This is a genomic window from Spirulina subsalsa PCC 9445 (assembly GCF_000314005.1).
Classification (GTDB): Bacteria; Cyanobacteriota; Cyanobacteriia; order Cyanobacteriales; family Spirulinaceae; genus Spirulina_A; species Spirulina_A subsalsa.
In genome coordinates this window covers 1368551-1382363 of record NZ_JH980292.1, presented here as the reverse complement: position 1 = coordinate 1382363, position 13813 = coordinate 1368551, and the positions used below count along the sequence as shown (strand labels likewise).

Annotated in this window: 12 protein-coding genes; 5 read left to right on the top strand and 7 right to left on the bottom strand. The window is 48.3% G+C overall.

What is annotated here, in order from left to right; all coding sequences use genetic code 11:
• Window positions 1-82: 82 nt before the first annotated feature.
• Window positions 83-1372, top strand: a complete 1290-nt coding sequence (locus tag SPI9445_RS0106535; RefSeq protein ID WP_033374278.1) for a DUF3086 domain-containing protein — start codon at window positions 83-85, stop codon at window positions 1370-1372.
• A 73-nt stretch (window positions 1373-1445) separates the two neighbouring features.
• Here the strand turns inward: SPI9445_RS0106535 and SPI9445_RS0106530 are convergent, their stop codons facing one another.
• Genes SPI9445_RS0106530 through tyrS form a run of 3 tightly spaced genes read right to left on the bottom strand, consistent with a single transcriptional unit; the run spans window position 1446 to window position 3915 of the window.
• Window positions 1446-1976, bottom strand: a complete 531-nt coding sequence (locus tag SPI9445_RS0106530) for a hypothetical protein (protein ID WP_017303931.1) — start codon at window positions 1974-1976, stop codon at window positions 1446-1448.
• Entirely contained in the window at window positions 1973-2674 is a 702-nt protein-coding gene (gene pyrF, locus SPI9445_RS0106525) for an orotidine-5'-phosphate decarboxylase (protein WP_017303930.1), read from the bottom strand. Before pyrF ends, SPI9445_RS0106530 begins: the two co-directional genes overlap by 4 nt.
• A gap of 17 nt (window positions 2675-2691) precedes the next feature.
• The gene (gene tyrS, locus SPI9445_RS0106520; protein ID WP_017303929.1) at window positions 2692-3915 is read right to left on the bottom strand and encodes a tyrosine--tRNA ligase; all 1224 of its coding nucleotides are present in this window, start codon (window positions 3913-3915) and stop codon (window positions 2692-2694) included.
• Window positions 3916-4255: 340 nt separating this feature from the next.
• Between tyrS and SPI9445_RS0106515 the strand changes: the two genes are divergently transcribed.
• Window positions 4256-6136, top strand: a complete 1881-nt coding sequence (locus SPI9445_RS0106515; protein WP_420329817.1) for a transglycosylase domain-containing protein — start codon at window positions 4256-4258, stop codon at window positions 6134-6136.
• A gap of 69 nt (window positions 6137-6205) precedes the next feature.
• On the opposite strand, the gene SPI9445_RS0106510 is transcribed toward SPI9445_RS0106515, so the two are convergent.
• Complete coding sequence (locus SPI9445_RS0106510; RefSeq protein WP_017303927.1) at window positions 6206-6523, bottom strand: DUF1825 family protein; 318 nt, start codon at window positions 6521-6523, stop codon at window positions 6206-6208.
• Between the two features lie 168 nt (window positions 6524-6691).
• On the opposite strand from SPI9445_RS0106510, the gene SPI9445_RS0106505 reads away from it, so the two are divergent.
• From SPI9445_RS0106505 to SPI9445_RS24585, 3 genes are all read left to right on the top strand, one after another.
• Complete coding sequence (locus tag SPI9445_RS0106505; protein ID WP_017303926.1) at window positions 6692-7087, top strand: NINE protein; 396 nt, start codon at window positions 6692-6694, stop codon at window positions 7085-7087.
• A complete protein-coding gene (locus SPI9445_RS0106500) occupies window positions 7087-7605 on the top strand; it encodes a ComEA family DNA-binding protein (RefSeq protein ID WP_017303925.1) in 519 nt (172 codons plus the stop codon). The genes SPI9445_RS0106505 and SPI9445_RS0106500 overlap by 1 nt, the downstream gene beginning before the upstream one ends.
• Before the next feature lie 453 nt (window positions 7606-8058).
• Complete coding sequence (locus SPI9445_RS24585; RefSeq protein ID WP_017303924.1) at window positions 8059-10287, top strand: S8 family serine peptidase; 2229 nt, start codon at window positions 8059-8061, stop codon at window positions 10285-10287.
• Window positions 10288-10479: 192 nt separating this feature from the next.
• On the opposite strand, the gene SPI9445_RS0106490 is transcribed toward SPI9445_RS24585, so the two are convergent.
• From SPI9445_RS0106490 to SPI9445_RS24580, 3 genes are all read right to left on the bottom strand, one after another.
• On the bottom strand, window positions 10480-10902 hold the full coding sequence (locus SPI9445_RS0106490; RefSeq protein WP_017303923.1) for a type II toxin-antitoxin system VapC family toxin: 423 nt from the start codon (window positions 10900-10902) through the stop codon (window positions 10480-10482).
• A complete protein-coding gene (locus SPI9445_RS0106485; protein WP_017303922.1) occupies window positions 10899-11144 on the bottom strand; it encodes a DUF2281 domain-containing protein in 246 nt (81 codons plus the stop codon). Before SPI9445_RS0106485 ends, SPI9445_RS0106490 begins: the two co-directional genes overlap by 4 nt.
• 270 nt (window positions 11145-11414) lie before the next feature.
• On the bottom strand, window positions 11415-13721 hold the full coding sequence (locus SPI9445_RS24580; protein WP_017303921.1) for an nSTAND1 domain-containing NTPase: 2307 nt from the start codon (window positions 13719-13721) through the stop codon (window positions 11415-11417).
• Window positions 13722-13813 lie beyond the last annotated feature (92 nt).

The window sequence follows — 13813 nt, the reverse complement described above, 5'->3', positions numbered from 1 at the left end:
AAAAGGAAATAATTATCAATTATCAATTCCCCCTATTCCCCCATCTGGCCTAGTTTTTGATCCATCAGTACCAACCAGCAAAATGAATTCTGACGAAACCCAAATTCCTAAACCTCTGTCTGACTCCGAGTTGTACGAGGAGACAACACCGGATGTTACGGAGGAGAGTGCAGGATCTCAAAATCTCCAACCCTTGCCGGAGTTAACCCCTTCGGGTGTGAAACCCCAAGGTGGAGAACATCAGCCGCCGCTTCAGGATTTCGCCAAGCTAGATCGAGAATTCCCCTTAGAGGATGCACCCCACCCTCCGGTTGAGTCAGAATCCCCAGAAATGGATTTAGAGGCTGTTTATGAACAAACCGAACCCCCTACACCCCCCACACCTCCCACAGAGTTAGAACAGGAGGTGCGGGACTTAGAACAGCAAAAAGCCCAGCTAGAGGCAGAAGTGGCGGCACTGCGGGCGGAGAAACAACGCTGGTTAGCACAGGAAACCCAACCGATTCAACAGGTCATTGACCAAATGATGCGGGAAGGGTTGAAGGAATTAGAAGGCCAGAAACAAGCTGTACAAGCGTCTATCGAACAACTGGAGAAACGGCGCGATCGCATCTCCCAAGAAATGCGCCGTTCTTTTGCCGGAACCTCCCAAGAAATCGCTATTCGCGTTCAAGGGTTTAAAGAGTATTTAGTGGGCAGTTTACAAGACTTAGCGGCCGCGGCCGAACAGTTAGACTTACCCAACTATCAAAACCGGGAAACCCCACCCGACACCGGGCGACGTTCCCCCCGAGGGGAAATGCCCGAAGAAGCACCGACTCCCCAATTTGCCAAGCAGAATTTCCAAGACCAACGGCGACAAGTGACGGCCATTCTGGATCAATATCGCATGAAACCCGATTATTACGGCCCCCCTTGGCAACTGCGCCGGACCTTTGAACCCATCCACGCGGAACGGGTGCAGGATTGGTTCTTTAAACAAGGGGGACGGGGGGCGATTCGTTCGATGGGCAGTCGCTTACAGAATATACTGGTGGCCTCGGCGGTGATTGGGGTGTTGCACAGTCTTTATCGCGATCGCCTGCGGGTGTTAGTGTTAGCCAACACACCAGAACGCCTCGGAGAATGGCGGCGCGGTTTACAGGACTGTCTCGGCATCTCCCGTAGTGATTTCGGTCCATCGAGAGGCATCGGTTTATTTGAGTCCCCAGAAGCCCTCGTGCAGAAAGCAGAACGTTTAGTTGAGGACAAGTTACTCCCGGTAATCATCATGGACGAAACCGAGGATCTAATTAACTTGTCCCTCCTACAATTCCCCCTCTGGTTAGCCTTTGCCCGAGATCCCAATCAAAGTTCTAGTTATTTGTATTGATAGGGAACGGGAAATGGGGAGTCAGGAGTCGGGAATCGGGAGACGAGGAATCAAGAATTATTCCCTATTCCCTTTAAGGTCTGACCGCCCCAGCGCGACAATCCCGCAACCACAACGCCACCGCTTGACCCATAATTCCCTCATGACTCTCCCGAGGGGGTGTAGGATCCTTCTCCGAAGTCGTCCCCAAACGAGTGAGCAACGTCGCCACCCGCCACCCACTGGGCGTTTTCGTCAAAAATAACCAGTAAAAATTCTGACGCTCCACCATCCGATCCCGATAGTATTGGCGTTCTAACGTCGTGAAAAAAACCTGTTGAGGGTCAGCCCTAGGGGGAGGGGGAGGTTGTCCGAAACCCAAACTTAAAGGGTCAAACTCCGGGCGACCTGCCAAAATAACCGATGTGCGGCTATCCTGACCCGACAAAATCCGGGAACGACTGATCACCCGGTTGGCATAACTCGGTAAGTCCCGTAACATTAACTCCACCAAAGGCTCAAGTTCCGTTGGGCAACGATAACGGGCGGGTTGAGCCACCCCCGGAACCACCCCACCCCAAAGGGTGAGCAAGACCACACCGAACCCCCAAAACCCTCTATTCATGAACCCTGTGCCACCTCCTCAACCAATCTGTGCCAAGCCGCCACCGGGTCTAACGCGGCCGTAATGGGACGACCAATCACCAAATAATCCGCCCCCGCGTCTAGGGCGGCACGGGGAGTCATCACCCGCCGCTGATCTCCCGCTTCCGCCCAAGTGGGGCGCACCCCCGGACAGACCAACAAAAAATCCGACCCGCACAACTCCCGCAACTGTGCCACCTCTTGGGGGGAACAAACCGCCCCATCAATCCCCGACTCCCTCGCCAGTAATGCCATCTGTAAGACATATTCCGGCAGTTCGAGGGGAATTTTGAGGTCAAAGGCTAAATCACGGGCGTTTAGGCTGGTTAAAAGGGTAATAGCAAGCAGTTTCGGCCGGGGATGCACCCCCACCGCTTGGGCGGCCGCCGTCAGCGCGGCGCGTCCGGCGGTGGCGTGGAGGGTGAGTAAATCGACCCCGTGAGTCGTGGCAGAGGCCACCCCCCCGGCCACAGTGTTGGGGATGTCGTGGAGTTTGAGGTCTAAAAAAATGCGTTTTTGCCGTTGTGTGAGCAGGTCTAGGATTTCCACCCCGGCGGCAATAAACAATTGAAGGCCGACCTTCCAGAATGTGACCTCGGGCAGTTTATCCAGAAGGGCGATCGCACCCTCCACCGTCGGCACATCTAAAGGCACAATAATCCGGTCACTTGGAGACATGAGAACTTAAATTAAAACTAGACAATCAGACGAACAAACTTTTTCTTACCCACCTGTAACACCTTCCCCTGTAAATCCTCCGACCCAGAGAACTCCACATCTACCTCCGTCACCTTCTCCCCATCCAAACGCACCGCCCCCCCTTGAATTTGTCGGCGGCCCTCCCCACTACTCTTACACAGCCCACTTGCTCCCAAGATATAGAACAACTTCGCCGGGAATTCCACCCCCGCCAGAGAATATTCCGGCACCGCTTCCGCCTCCTGCGCCCGTCCCTTGACCAGCGTTTGCGCCGCCTCCTGTGCCTTCTGTGCCGCCTCCCGACCGTGATATTGCGCCACCACCTCCAGCGCCAGCAACTTTTGTTGCTCCCTCGGATTCTCCGGCAACTGGGCAATATCTAACTTCGTCAACAGCGTGAAATAATCTGGCAACAAAGCATCCGGCGTTTTTTCTAGCTTCGAGTACATCGTGAGTGCATCTTCCGTCAGCCCCACATAATTATTGAGGGACTTCGACATCTTATTCACCCCATCAAAGCCCAGCAACAACGGCAACAACAGGCAAAACTGCGGTTTCTGGCCAAAATGGCGCTGAAGATCCCGACCCACCAAAAGATTAAACTTCTGATCCGTTCCCCCCAACTCCACATCCGCCTGCACCGCCACCGAATCATAGCCCTGCATCAACGGATAGAGAAACTCATGGAGATAAATTGGATTTTCCTGAGCATAGCGTTCTGAAAATCCCTCCTTTGCCAACATTTGCCCCACCGTCATCTGAGCCAACAGTCCAATAATCTCCTTGAGATCCAAACCCCCCAGCCACTCCGAGTTATAGCGAATTTCCAGCCGTCCCGCCGTCTCAAAATCCAACACCGGACGCAATTGGTCTAAATAGGTCTGAGCATTAGCCTTGACTTCCTCTGGTGTTAACTGGCGGCGCACCTCAGATTTTCCTGTCGGATCCCCAATCTGTGCGGTAAAATCTCCAATAATAACCACGGCGGTATGACCTGCGTCCTGAAACGCTCTTAACTTGCGGAAAGGAATACTATGTCCTAAATGGAGATCCGCCCCCGTGGGGTCAATTCCCAACTTGACCCGCAATGGCCGATCAACTTTACTTAGGAATAAAGCTAAATTTTCCTCAATTTCCCCAGAATTGGGCTGATTGGGGAAAATTTCATGGGTTCCCCGTTCTAGCCAATTCAGGTCTGAAGTCAAAAAATCCAATGTCATGTTAATGTACAGTCTAAAAGTCCCAATTCAAGCCGAGAGGATTAAAATTCCCCCCCTTGATCATAAATTGTTGCGGTTCGTATTATATAGTGTCAAAAACACCCAGCCCAATAATGGTACATTTAAACCATATTGTCCCAGCCTAAATTTGTTAAATTGGCACAATATAAAAAATGCTCTCTGACCCAAGATTGTTTAACAATAAGCTAAACTTTCATAGATAACTGCCTAGACCAATTGTAAAGTTCTGTCTCTCCTCAGAGCGTTTAATCTTTTTTTTGAGTGAGGAAGTGAAATCACCGTGGCGACCAGCACTGTTCGACAAAAACCAGAAAAACGAATCCCTAGAACTCCTGGCCTAGACTTTGCCCTAGGCACAGCCAAAGTGGCTGGAGGGACATTAATTGGGATCACCATGCTGACCAGTTCAATTGTGGCAGGCGGCCTCGTGGGGCTAGCGGTCAGTTTTCGGAATTTACCCGATGTGAGGGTGCTTCGGAATTATGTTCCCACCGAAACCACCTATATTTACGATATTAAAGGCAAGTTACTAGACAGTCTGCACGGCGAGTATAACCGAAGTGTGGTTAAACTCGATGAAATCTCACCTGAACTCAAGCGTGCTGTTTTAGCGATTGAAGACAGTCATTTTTATGTTCATGAAGGAATCAACCCGAACAGTATTGCCCGGGCATTAGTGGCCAACTGGCGGCAAGGTTCGGTTGTAGAAGGGGGGTCAACGATCACCATGCAGTTGGTGAAAAACCTCTTTCTCTCCCGGGAAAGAACCGTCAGCCGGAAACTGGCAGAAGCGGTCTTAGCCATTCGGGTCGAACAGATTTTTACCAAAGACCAAATTCTAGAAATGTACCTCAATACCATCTATTGGGGTCATAACAGTTACGGTGCAGAAACGGCCGCCCAGAGTTTCTTCGGGAAATCCGCCTCAGAGATTAACCTGGCTGAAGCGGCCGTTATGGCGGGGTTAATTCAAGCCCCAGAAGATTACAGCCCCTTTATTAACTATAAGGAAACCAAACGCCGTCAAGGGATGGTTTTAACCCGGATGCGGGAATTGGGCTGGATTACCCCGGAAGAAGAAACCGCCGCCCGAGCCGAACCCTTGTTAGTGAGTCGTCCCACGGCTTGGAAAGCCAGTGAACTGCCCTATGTGACAGAAGCGGTGATTAGTGAACTTCAGCAGCGCTTTGGTCAAGATGCAGTTTTACAAGGGGGAATGCGGGTTCAAACGACAGTAGACTACAACTTTCAGAAAATGGCGGAGGAAAAGGTCGCCACCGCTCACCGTCGTTTAAGAGGTCGTGGACTCTATGCCGACCAAGTGGCTTTGGTGGCTGTAGACCCTCGCACCCACTTTGTCAAAGCATTGGTCGGGGGGGTGAACTACCGGGAAAGTCAGTTTAACCGGGCGATTCAGTCTCTGCGTCAGCCGGGGTCGGCCTTTAAGCCCTATGTGTACTATGCGGCTTTTGCCAGTGGCAAGTTTACTCCTTATTCTGTAGTAGATGATAGTCCAGTTCGTTATCGGGATGGTGCGGCTTACTATTCCCCGAGAAACTACGGCGGTGGTTTTGCTGGACCGATGAGCTTACGGGATTCTTTGATCCAATCTCGCAACGTCCCGGCGGTGAAGTTGGGTCAAATGGTGGGCTTGAAGAATGTGATTGAAGTTTGTCGTACCTTGGGCATTAAAAGCCCCTTGGATCCGGTGGTTTCTCTGCCTCTGGGGGCGATTGGGGTCACTCCCTTGGAAATGGCGGGGTCTTATGCCACTTTTGCCAGTACAGGCTGGCACTCAGAACCCACGATTATGGTACGGGTGACGGATAGCCGGGGTAATGTGATTTTAGATAATACGCCTAATCCCCAATTAGTGTTAGATCCTTGGGCAACAGCTTCTTTGAATGCTGTCTTAAAGGGAGTCATTGAAGGGGGAACGGGGACGGCGGCGAATATTGGCCGCCCAGCCGCCGGGAAAACCGGAACAACTTCCGCCGAGCGGGATGTGTGGTTTGTGGGCTATGTTCCCCAACTCTCGACGGCGGTCTGGATTGGTAACGATAATTTCCGTCCTTTGGGGAAAGGGGTAACGGGGGGCGGTTATGCGGCACCGATTTGGCGTGATTTTATGTTGGAAGCACTGAGGAATGAGCCGGTGAAGCAGTTTCCGGCGGCTTCTCAATTCCGTCGTCCTCAGTAGGATTCTGGGGGTTAAAGTGAAAACCCGCTAGAACGGAGCAGAAAAGGCTGCTCTGTGGGGCGGGTTTTATCATTGCTCAATTTCGGATTTCATGCGCTCTAGGGTGAGGTGCATTTGATCAAACATTTGTTGGGGGGTGATGCCAAATTGACCGAGTTGGGTTTTGAGTTGTTGAACGGTCATTTGTGCCATGAAGTCTTCGGAGAGTTCAAAGCGTTTCATGAAAATGCGGTAGCGTTCCATCAGGGCTTCCATCCGCTCAATGAAGATTTTTTTGCCCTCGCGGTCAAATTTGCCGTACTCGCTGCCGAGTTGGATCAAGGACTGGTAATCTTCAAAGAGTTGTTTGGCTTCTTGTTGCACAACTTCGGATTCAAAAAATCCCATGATTCCTCTGCGTTGGTTGTTATAGTGGGTTTACCGAATGACTTTTTTTAAAGAGTCTCTCTAGAGAATATTTTAAAGCAGAGCAAAGTCTGGGGACAATTCGGTTTTCCGTATCCGTCAAGGGGGGGAAGGTGTGAGTCGCAAGCCAGAAGAAATAAGGGGGTTTCTGTGTTAGAGAGTCTTGGGCAACAACCCAGAAATCAAAAGGTTGCGGTGTTGTTGGCGTTGGTGGGGGCGGTGATGCCGATGGTGGTTCCTCTGGTGGGGTTACATAAGTTTTATTTGCGCCAACCGGGTTGGGGGGTGGTGTATTTGTTGTTGTTTGCTACGCCGATTCCCCATGTGGCGAGTGCGGTGGAGGCGGTGTGGTATTTGTTGTTGCCGTCGGAGGAGTTTGAGCAGCGTTTTAATGGGGGTTTGGGGGGGGTGACGGTGGGGAGTCAACCGGAACGGGTGGGGGCTGTGGCGGAGGCGTTGCGGCAGTTGGAGGGGTTGCGTCAGGAGGGGTTGTTGTCGGAATATGAGTTTGAACAAAAGCGCCGTCAATTGTTGGAGCATCTTTAGTGTTGGGGTTTAATCGGGGGGGGAAACGGGGGAGAATATTGCGGGATCCCTATTATCGGTTGCAGTCGTTGGAGGAGGTGGCGATCGCGGCGGAGTTGGGGATTATCCTAGATGTCAATCGGGCTAGTATTGACGACTGGTTACGTTTACCCGGACTTTCTATCCACCAAGCGCGGACGCTGGTGGAGTTAACGACGATGGGGGTTCAGTTTTTGTGTTTAGATGATATTGCGGCGGCCTTAAGTGTCCCGGTGGCTCGTTTACGCCCCCTCGAACCGATTTTAGGCTTTTATTTTTATGATCACGACAGTCTAGAGAGTCCCCAACGGTGTAATCCTAATCTAGCCCCGTTGGAGGAGTTAACCCGGATTCCCCTATTGGATGGGGCGTTAGCGGAACGGATTGTACAAGAGCGGGTGAGGGGTGGGAATTATCGGAATTTGGCGGATTTTCAGCGCCGTTTAGGGTTAAAGGGGGAGCAGGTGGCGCAGTTGATGCACTATTTACAGTGGATTTAGCTCATCGTCGGGAAGCGCCGCACTGTACGTTCGCGAAGCGTCACGAAGTGAACGCAAAGCGTTGCGTAGCAAAGCGTTGCGTAGCAAATGTCAGTGTCGGGATGAAAGACGGTTAATTGAGGGGTTCGATGCCCCGAAACTTAACCAACAATCATTTACTAGGGAGTGACCATTTATCCCTAGATATTGTATAATAGGTTCATGTCAATAAGCTACTATTCGTGTTAAACCTCCCTATACCTGATGGATTTGTAGTTAAACAAGTTCAGATCGTTAAAAAAGCTTCGGGTTGGTATGCTGTCCAGTGATATGGGGAAGCCCGCACCGTACCCCTAGGGTCGGTGTCGGGAGGATGTCACGAAAACTAAACGCTACTATGAAGTTTTGATCCAATTCCGTGACATCCTAAGTATTTATAACTATAACCGGAAGTGTTAAGGCTGGTGAAATACTATGTCTGATGCCGAGCTTCCCGATGCGCTCTTGTCTAAACCCTTTCCACCTAGGATTTATGCTGAGGCTGTGATTCGTTCTCAGAGTGGGGAGTCTTTGCTTTCTAGCGCTGAGGCGGTCACGCAGGACAATGTAGAGGATTTTTATGGCGATCGCACCGCATTAGAAACAGCCCGCCAACGCCTATCTGAGTTAGGGTTTGAGGTTTTAGAAGAGGGGTCATTTTCCCTCACCATTGCCGCCCCTGCGGAGGTTTATGAGCAATCCCTCCATACCTCCCTGATCTCCCTAGAGCGACCTGTGATGGATACTCCCGGAGTGATCACCACCTCTAACTTTATCAACACCCTCGACACCAAACAATTTGGGCGCATTGATACCACTAAAACTCCTGCTTTAAAGGATGTTTTAGATGGCATTGCCATTAACGAACCTCTCACCTATCTCCAGTATCAAACCCCCTCCCCCTTTCCCCCGGCCGTTAGCCATGATTATCTCCGGATTCCAGAGGATCTCCGACGAGGCCTCAATGTCCAGAGAGTTCATGAACAGGGCATCCGGGGGCAGGGAATCCGAGTGGTGATTGTTGACACGGGATGGTATGCACACCGCTATTTTGAGCAGCAAAACTATCAGGTGAATGTGCTACTCAGTCCGGGGGCGGATGAACCCCAGAAGGACGAGAATGGTCACGGTACAGGGGTTTCTGCTAACCTTTTGGCGATCGCACCCGATGTTCAACTGACTATGATTAAAACCAATATCGTAGTCCGAGAGAACGAACCGGGCAAAAACGTTAACTGTATCGCCGGATTAAAACGCGCCATTGCCCTCAATCCCCAGATTATCTCCTGTAGTTGGGGGTCAAACCTACGGGGGGATCAACTTTCCGCCCATGATCGGGTATTGGCGGCCACCGTTGCCGATGCCGTCCATCGGGGGATTGTGGTACTTTTTGCGGCGGGAAATGGGGGTTGGGGGTTTCCCGCTCAACATCCGGATGTGATTGCCATTGGGGGGGTTTATTGGCATCCCCAAGACTGCCCCGAAACCGAGTTAGAAGCCAGTGACGCAACCAGTGGTTTTGTTAGTGCGGTGTATCCCCAGCGTCAGGTTCCGGATGTCTGTGGTTTAGTGGGGAAAGCTCCCTATGGCGACTATATCCTGTTACCTGTTCCCCCCGGCAGTGAGCTTGACCGCAAATATGCCGCCATTGGGGACAAAACCTGCCCCCAAGATGGTTGGGCGGCCTTTAGTGGAACGTCCGTAGCCACTCCCCAAGTGGCGGGGATTTGTGCCTTATTGCGGCAAGTGCAACCGAATCTGACTCCAACTGAGATTAGGCGAATTTTACGGGAAACGGCGCGGGATATTGTCAAGGGGTATTGTAACCCAGCTTCTGGGGGCTATCCGGCGCGGCCAGGTGTCGATAGGGCAACGGGTGCGGGTTTGGTGGATGGGGAAAAGGCGATCGCCTTTCTTCAGGATACAGGGGAAATCCAGACTTTCGCGGGTGCTATTGAAGATTCTAGGGAATTTCCAGCTTTTCATCGTCCTATTATGAGGAAAAAAACCATGACGGATTATCCGAAACTGCGGGCAAATTGGGAAGAGATTCAATGGGAAATTGATCAACTGATCCGGGCAAAATTTGACCTCAGTGAGATTGAAGATGTTGAGTTTAAACTAGGATTACAGAACTTTTCGCCCCGTTCTCAAGTGACTCGTTTAAGCTATTCCTTGCGCAAGTCTTTAGAAGATTATTTGACGTTTAAAAAAGCAGCAAGTCAGGAAAAGCCAGATCCACAAGATGCTACCAAGGCTATTCAAGAAAATGCTGTAGCGGCAGCGCAAGCGTTACTACAGTTAGGACGATATCAGGGAACAGCGATCAAGGTTTTAACAATGCTTGTAGAGCATGGAACGGGTACTGTTAGGGAACAGGCAATTAGTGCTTTATCAAAATGTAGTGCTGAGATTTATAGCTTTGATTCAACCTCACCTTCTAGTGTCCCCTATAGTCTTCAAAGTGATATAGATATATTCACTACTTCAGAAGTGAATCAAACCTGTACTCTATATCGAACTCAAAATGGAACAGGAGACTATGCTTTTTGTCCTAATGGTAAAAATTACCATCGAAAATCACCAGGAGATCCGTGGTTACTAATAACCCAAATTCATGTTAAAAGTTCTAACGGGCAAGAATCGGTGGTCGGACTTTGTTAAGTTTAGACTATAAGGGAAGGAAAAGTGGTCACAGGTAGACTCTCGCCAGCAGAAATGCTGAATTTTACAAAGTAACTTGACAAAAAGCTTCTATTTTGCTAAATTAGGGGCTTTTTTTGACAATATTTTTTTGCTCATAACAACCTAATTTTAATACTAGGGGAGAGTCTATTCACATTTCTACGAGTCGGCTTAATTATCCGGTGGCATAATGATAGAAATTGTTTGGTTTCGGTGTTTTCGATAAATTGTAAAATCACTATCTAGGGTTATAATTCTACTATCTTCATACATTTCACTCATTCTCACTAAACAGGCATCGGCTAACGACATGGGGACTGAAATATAGCGTTGCATGAGGCTCTCTATCGCTTCTATTTCTTGGTTTAAGGTAAAGGGTATAACCAGATATCCTTGTTTGATTAATTTTAAAATAGTGGCTTGCCCTTGATAAATCCTTCGGGCTAGAAAACAGGCTTCTGTGATTACCGCTTCATTGGTGATGACAGGATGAGTAATTTTTGAAAATTGGCTAACAGCCCAAGAATGAAATTTATCCTTGGGCAAGAGAAAAGCAATTAAAACTCCCGTGTCTACAATAATTTTTGGACTCATTCTTGACCTAATCCTTCTAAATACTTAGGATTATAGGACAAATCTTCTAAGTCACTATCGAGACAGCCAATAAATTCTTTAGCTGCCTCTGCAAATGAAATTTCAGAAGTTTCTAGGGTTTTAGTTGCTTTTTGCTGGTGCATAGATTGGTATTCTAAGAATTCTATAAATTCAAGTACCTTTTGCCATTGCTCAGGAGGCAATTGTTGAATTTTTTGGATGGCTATTTCTAGGGGAAGCATAGTTATTTATCTCCATGCAGAACTGTTTAATTTTCAGAGATGACTTACCCAAAAGCTCTTATTTCTGTTAAATAGGAGATTGGTTGAAAAAATAATATTCTCATTTTATCTAACTTTGGTCAAATTGTCAAAATCTTCCTCGATTGTTTGTATCAAGACGACCCTATAAATCCAAATGACCATCCTCACAAAAGATACACAATTGAAACATCTGCTAGATTTTAACTTGTGAAAGGTTGAGTTACAAAAGTTACGCTATTTAGGTGCAACTTATTCATCCTTGAGCGATGTAATCATTAATCGAATAACGTCATCACAATCACGGTCTGGATCAAGATTTGTATTTCGCAAATTATCAGGCAAGGTTACTTGACAAAGTTCAGCCCCATCTAATTGGTTAGTGATTAACCCTTCAACTCCACTTAAATCAGTGCCATATAACTTTGCTTCATCAAATTTTACTTTATACATTACAGCATTTTTAAAACTTGTATTTGTGAGATTTGCTTTCCGTAAATCTGCATTACTTAATTGCGTTATGTTATCCCAATTAGAACAATCATTACTGAGACAATCAAACTTCGCCCTAATTAAAACAGAACCCCGAAAATTAGTCCATTCTAGAAAAGCTCCTTCAAACCTTGTTCTATCTAATAAGGCTTCTCTTAATTGAGTTTCTTGTAGATTAGCTCGCTGAAAGTTAGACTCAATAAATATAAATTTGTTGAGGTTTACCTTAGCAATAGTAGCATGACATAAGTTAGATCGACGTCGGTCTAAAAGATTACGATCAAACAAGCTGGCGAATTTAAGGTATTGTAAAGTTCCCACTATTCTAGGGTTACGAGGACAACTGTCCTCTGGTGTATTTAAAATCTGGGTTGCTTCGTTCAGTTTTTGTGTATGAATTGCATAAACAGATGGCACAAATATTCCCAAAAATAAAAAGCTCAAGAGCGTACAAAAACGAGTTCTTTGTTTCCATTTACTCTTCTCCACAAACTCCAGAGCTAAACTTGATAATTTCGTTTCAACATCACAAGTCATCATAAACTTTTTTGCATCATCTAAAGGTCGATCCTTCAGCAAATAACCGCTCACCTTGCCTGCATCTAACCATTCTTGAGCCAGTTGTTCAATGCGTCGCTTTCTGGCTAACTTCTGCTCATGTTGCTTTAACCAGTCTCCTAATTGACCCCAATTGCGGATTAAGGCCTCATGGGCAACTTCAATCGTGTTATGGCGTTTCTTCTCCTCAATTGTGTCACAGTTTTTCGGATCAGAATAAACACTTAAAAACCGCACATTGGGTTCAGAAAATTTGCGAATAATTGCCCGCACTCGTTCCTCTTCTTCCCGTTGAGCAACCAGTTCAGAAAATAACACCCGACGGCGACTGTAATGGGTGTCAGTGCCACCCGCTCCCACTTCCACTAAGCCTAAGAAAATACGACGGGCTAGGATTTGATCGGCGGGGGTTAATTGTTCATATAAACGCTGGGCTTCTCCGGCTAAAGCACCCCCTACTCCGCCAATTTCTTCAAGGGTTTTAACCGCAGGAATGCCCGCTTTTAAGCCCTCCCAAATGCGTGTTAAGGCAAATTGCAAGAGGGGGAGGGCGTTCTCTCGTCCTTCGATTTGTTCAAGTAATAAGTCTACAAGTGCCTCATCTAAGGGATGATTGGCAAGTTCGGCGGGTTTGGCGATCGCACGTCGCAACTCATCCGGTAGCATGGGATGGATGAGATGCCCATGTTCCGGGGCGGAGAAGTGTCGATATAAGGCCGGATGTTGTTGTAATTCCCCTAAAAAATCACTGCGGAACGTGAGAATCACACTCACCTGTTTACCCCCATCACCTGCCGCATAAAGTAAATTCCCAATAAATAGATCCCGTTCCTCGGCTGATTTACACTGAGAGTAAATTTCCTCAAACTGATCCACCAACACAATCAAGGGACAAGTCTTAATATTCGGTAAAATCGCCCCAATCTGCCATAATCCCCTAAATTTATCCTCATTCTGCCGTTTGCCCAATTTTTGGATCAGATCCAGAAACTCCTGACTTTTCGCTGCCGGACAAGGATCATCCGTCGCTACCCTCGCTAACGTATCGCTTAAAGCCTTGAGGGGATGAGTTCCCGGAATTAACGTGGCAATCCTCACCCCCTCTTGTACAGGTAACGGGTGCCGGACTAATTGGGGAATGAGTCCAGCACGCACGAGGGAGGATTTCCCGGAGCCTGAAGGCCCGTAAACGATTAAAATTCGGGATTGGCTGTCACTTTCGTAAAGGGTGCGCAGTTGCTCCCACAGTTTAGCGACTTGGGTTTCTCGACCAAAAAAGCGATCGCTGTCGGTTTCCTGAAAAGCCAGCAATCCCTTATAGGGGTTCGGTCCGAGTTCCGGGGAAGGTGTGGTTTTCTCCGGCAGCGTTGGAGAACGATCTGGATAAATAATCACCTGATTTCCGGTGCCATCGAGGGACAAACTAATCGCCATGCTGTGGTGCATTCTGCTGATAATTTGGCTTTTCTCAGCGTGATCCACTCGTTGGCTAATCTGATTATTTTCCATGACAATTCCCCCAAGCTGTCGCTTGATGTGTGACCATTGACCCGACTCAGTTTAGAAGTTCCAGTTACGTCAGGAGAACCCGATAGTGAGCA

Bases quoted from the DNA above. Each gene is read 5' to 3' on its own strand.
- SPI9445_RS0106510 (WP_017303927.1), bottom strand. From the start codon at position 6,523: ATGGGATTTTTTGAATCCGAAGTTGTGCAACAAGAAGCCAAACAACTC.
- SPI9445_RS24580 (WP_017303921.1), bottom strand. From the start codon at position 13,721: ATGGAAAATAATCAGATTAGCCAACGAGTGGATCACGCTGAGAAAAGC.
- SPI9445_RS0106530 (WP_017303931.1), bottom strand. From the start codon at position 1,976: ATGAATAGAGGGTTTTGGGGGTTCGGTGTGGTCTTGCTCACCCTTTGG.
- SPI9445_RS0106490 (WP_017303923.1), bottom strand. From the start codon at position 10,902: ATGAGTCCAAAAATTATTGTAGACACGGGAGTTTTAATTGCTTTTCTC.
- SPI9445_RS0106535 (WP_033374278.1), top strand. From the start codon at position 83: ATGAATTCTGACGAAACCCAAATTCCTAAACCTCTGTCTGACTCCGAG.
- SPI9445_RS0106485 (WP_017303922.1), bottom strand. From the start codon at position 11,144: ATGCTTCCCCTAGAAATAGCCATCCAAAAAATTCAACAATTGCCTCCT.
- pyrF (WP_017303930.1), bottom strand. From the start codon at position 2,674: ATGTCTCCAAGTGACCGGATTATTGTGCCTTTAGATGTGCCGACGGTG.
- tyrS (WP_017303929.1), bottom strand. From the start codon at position 3,915: ATGACATTGGATTTTTTGACTTCAGACCTGAATTGGCTAGAACGGGGA.
- SPI9445_RS24585 (WP_017303924.1), top strand. From the start codon at position 8,059: ATGTCTGATGCCGAGCTTCCCGATGCGCTCTTGTCTAAACCCTTTCCA.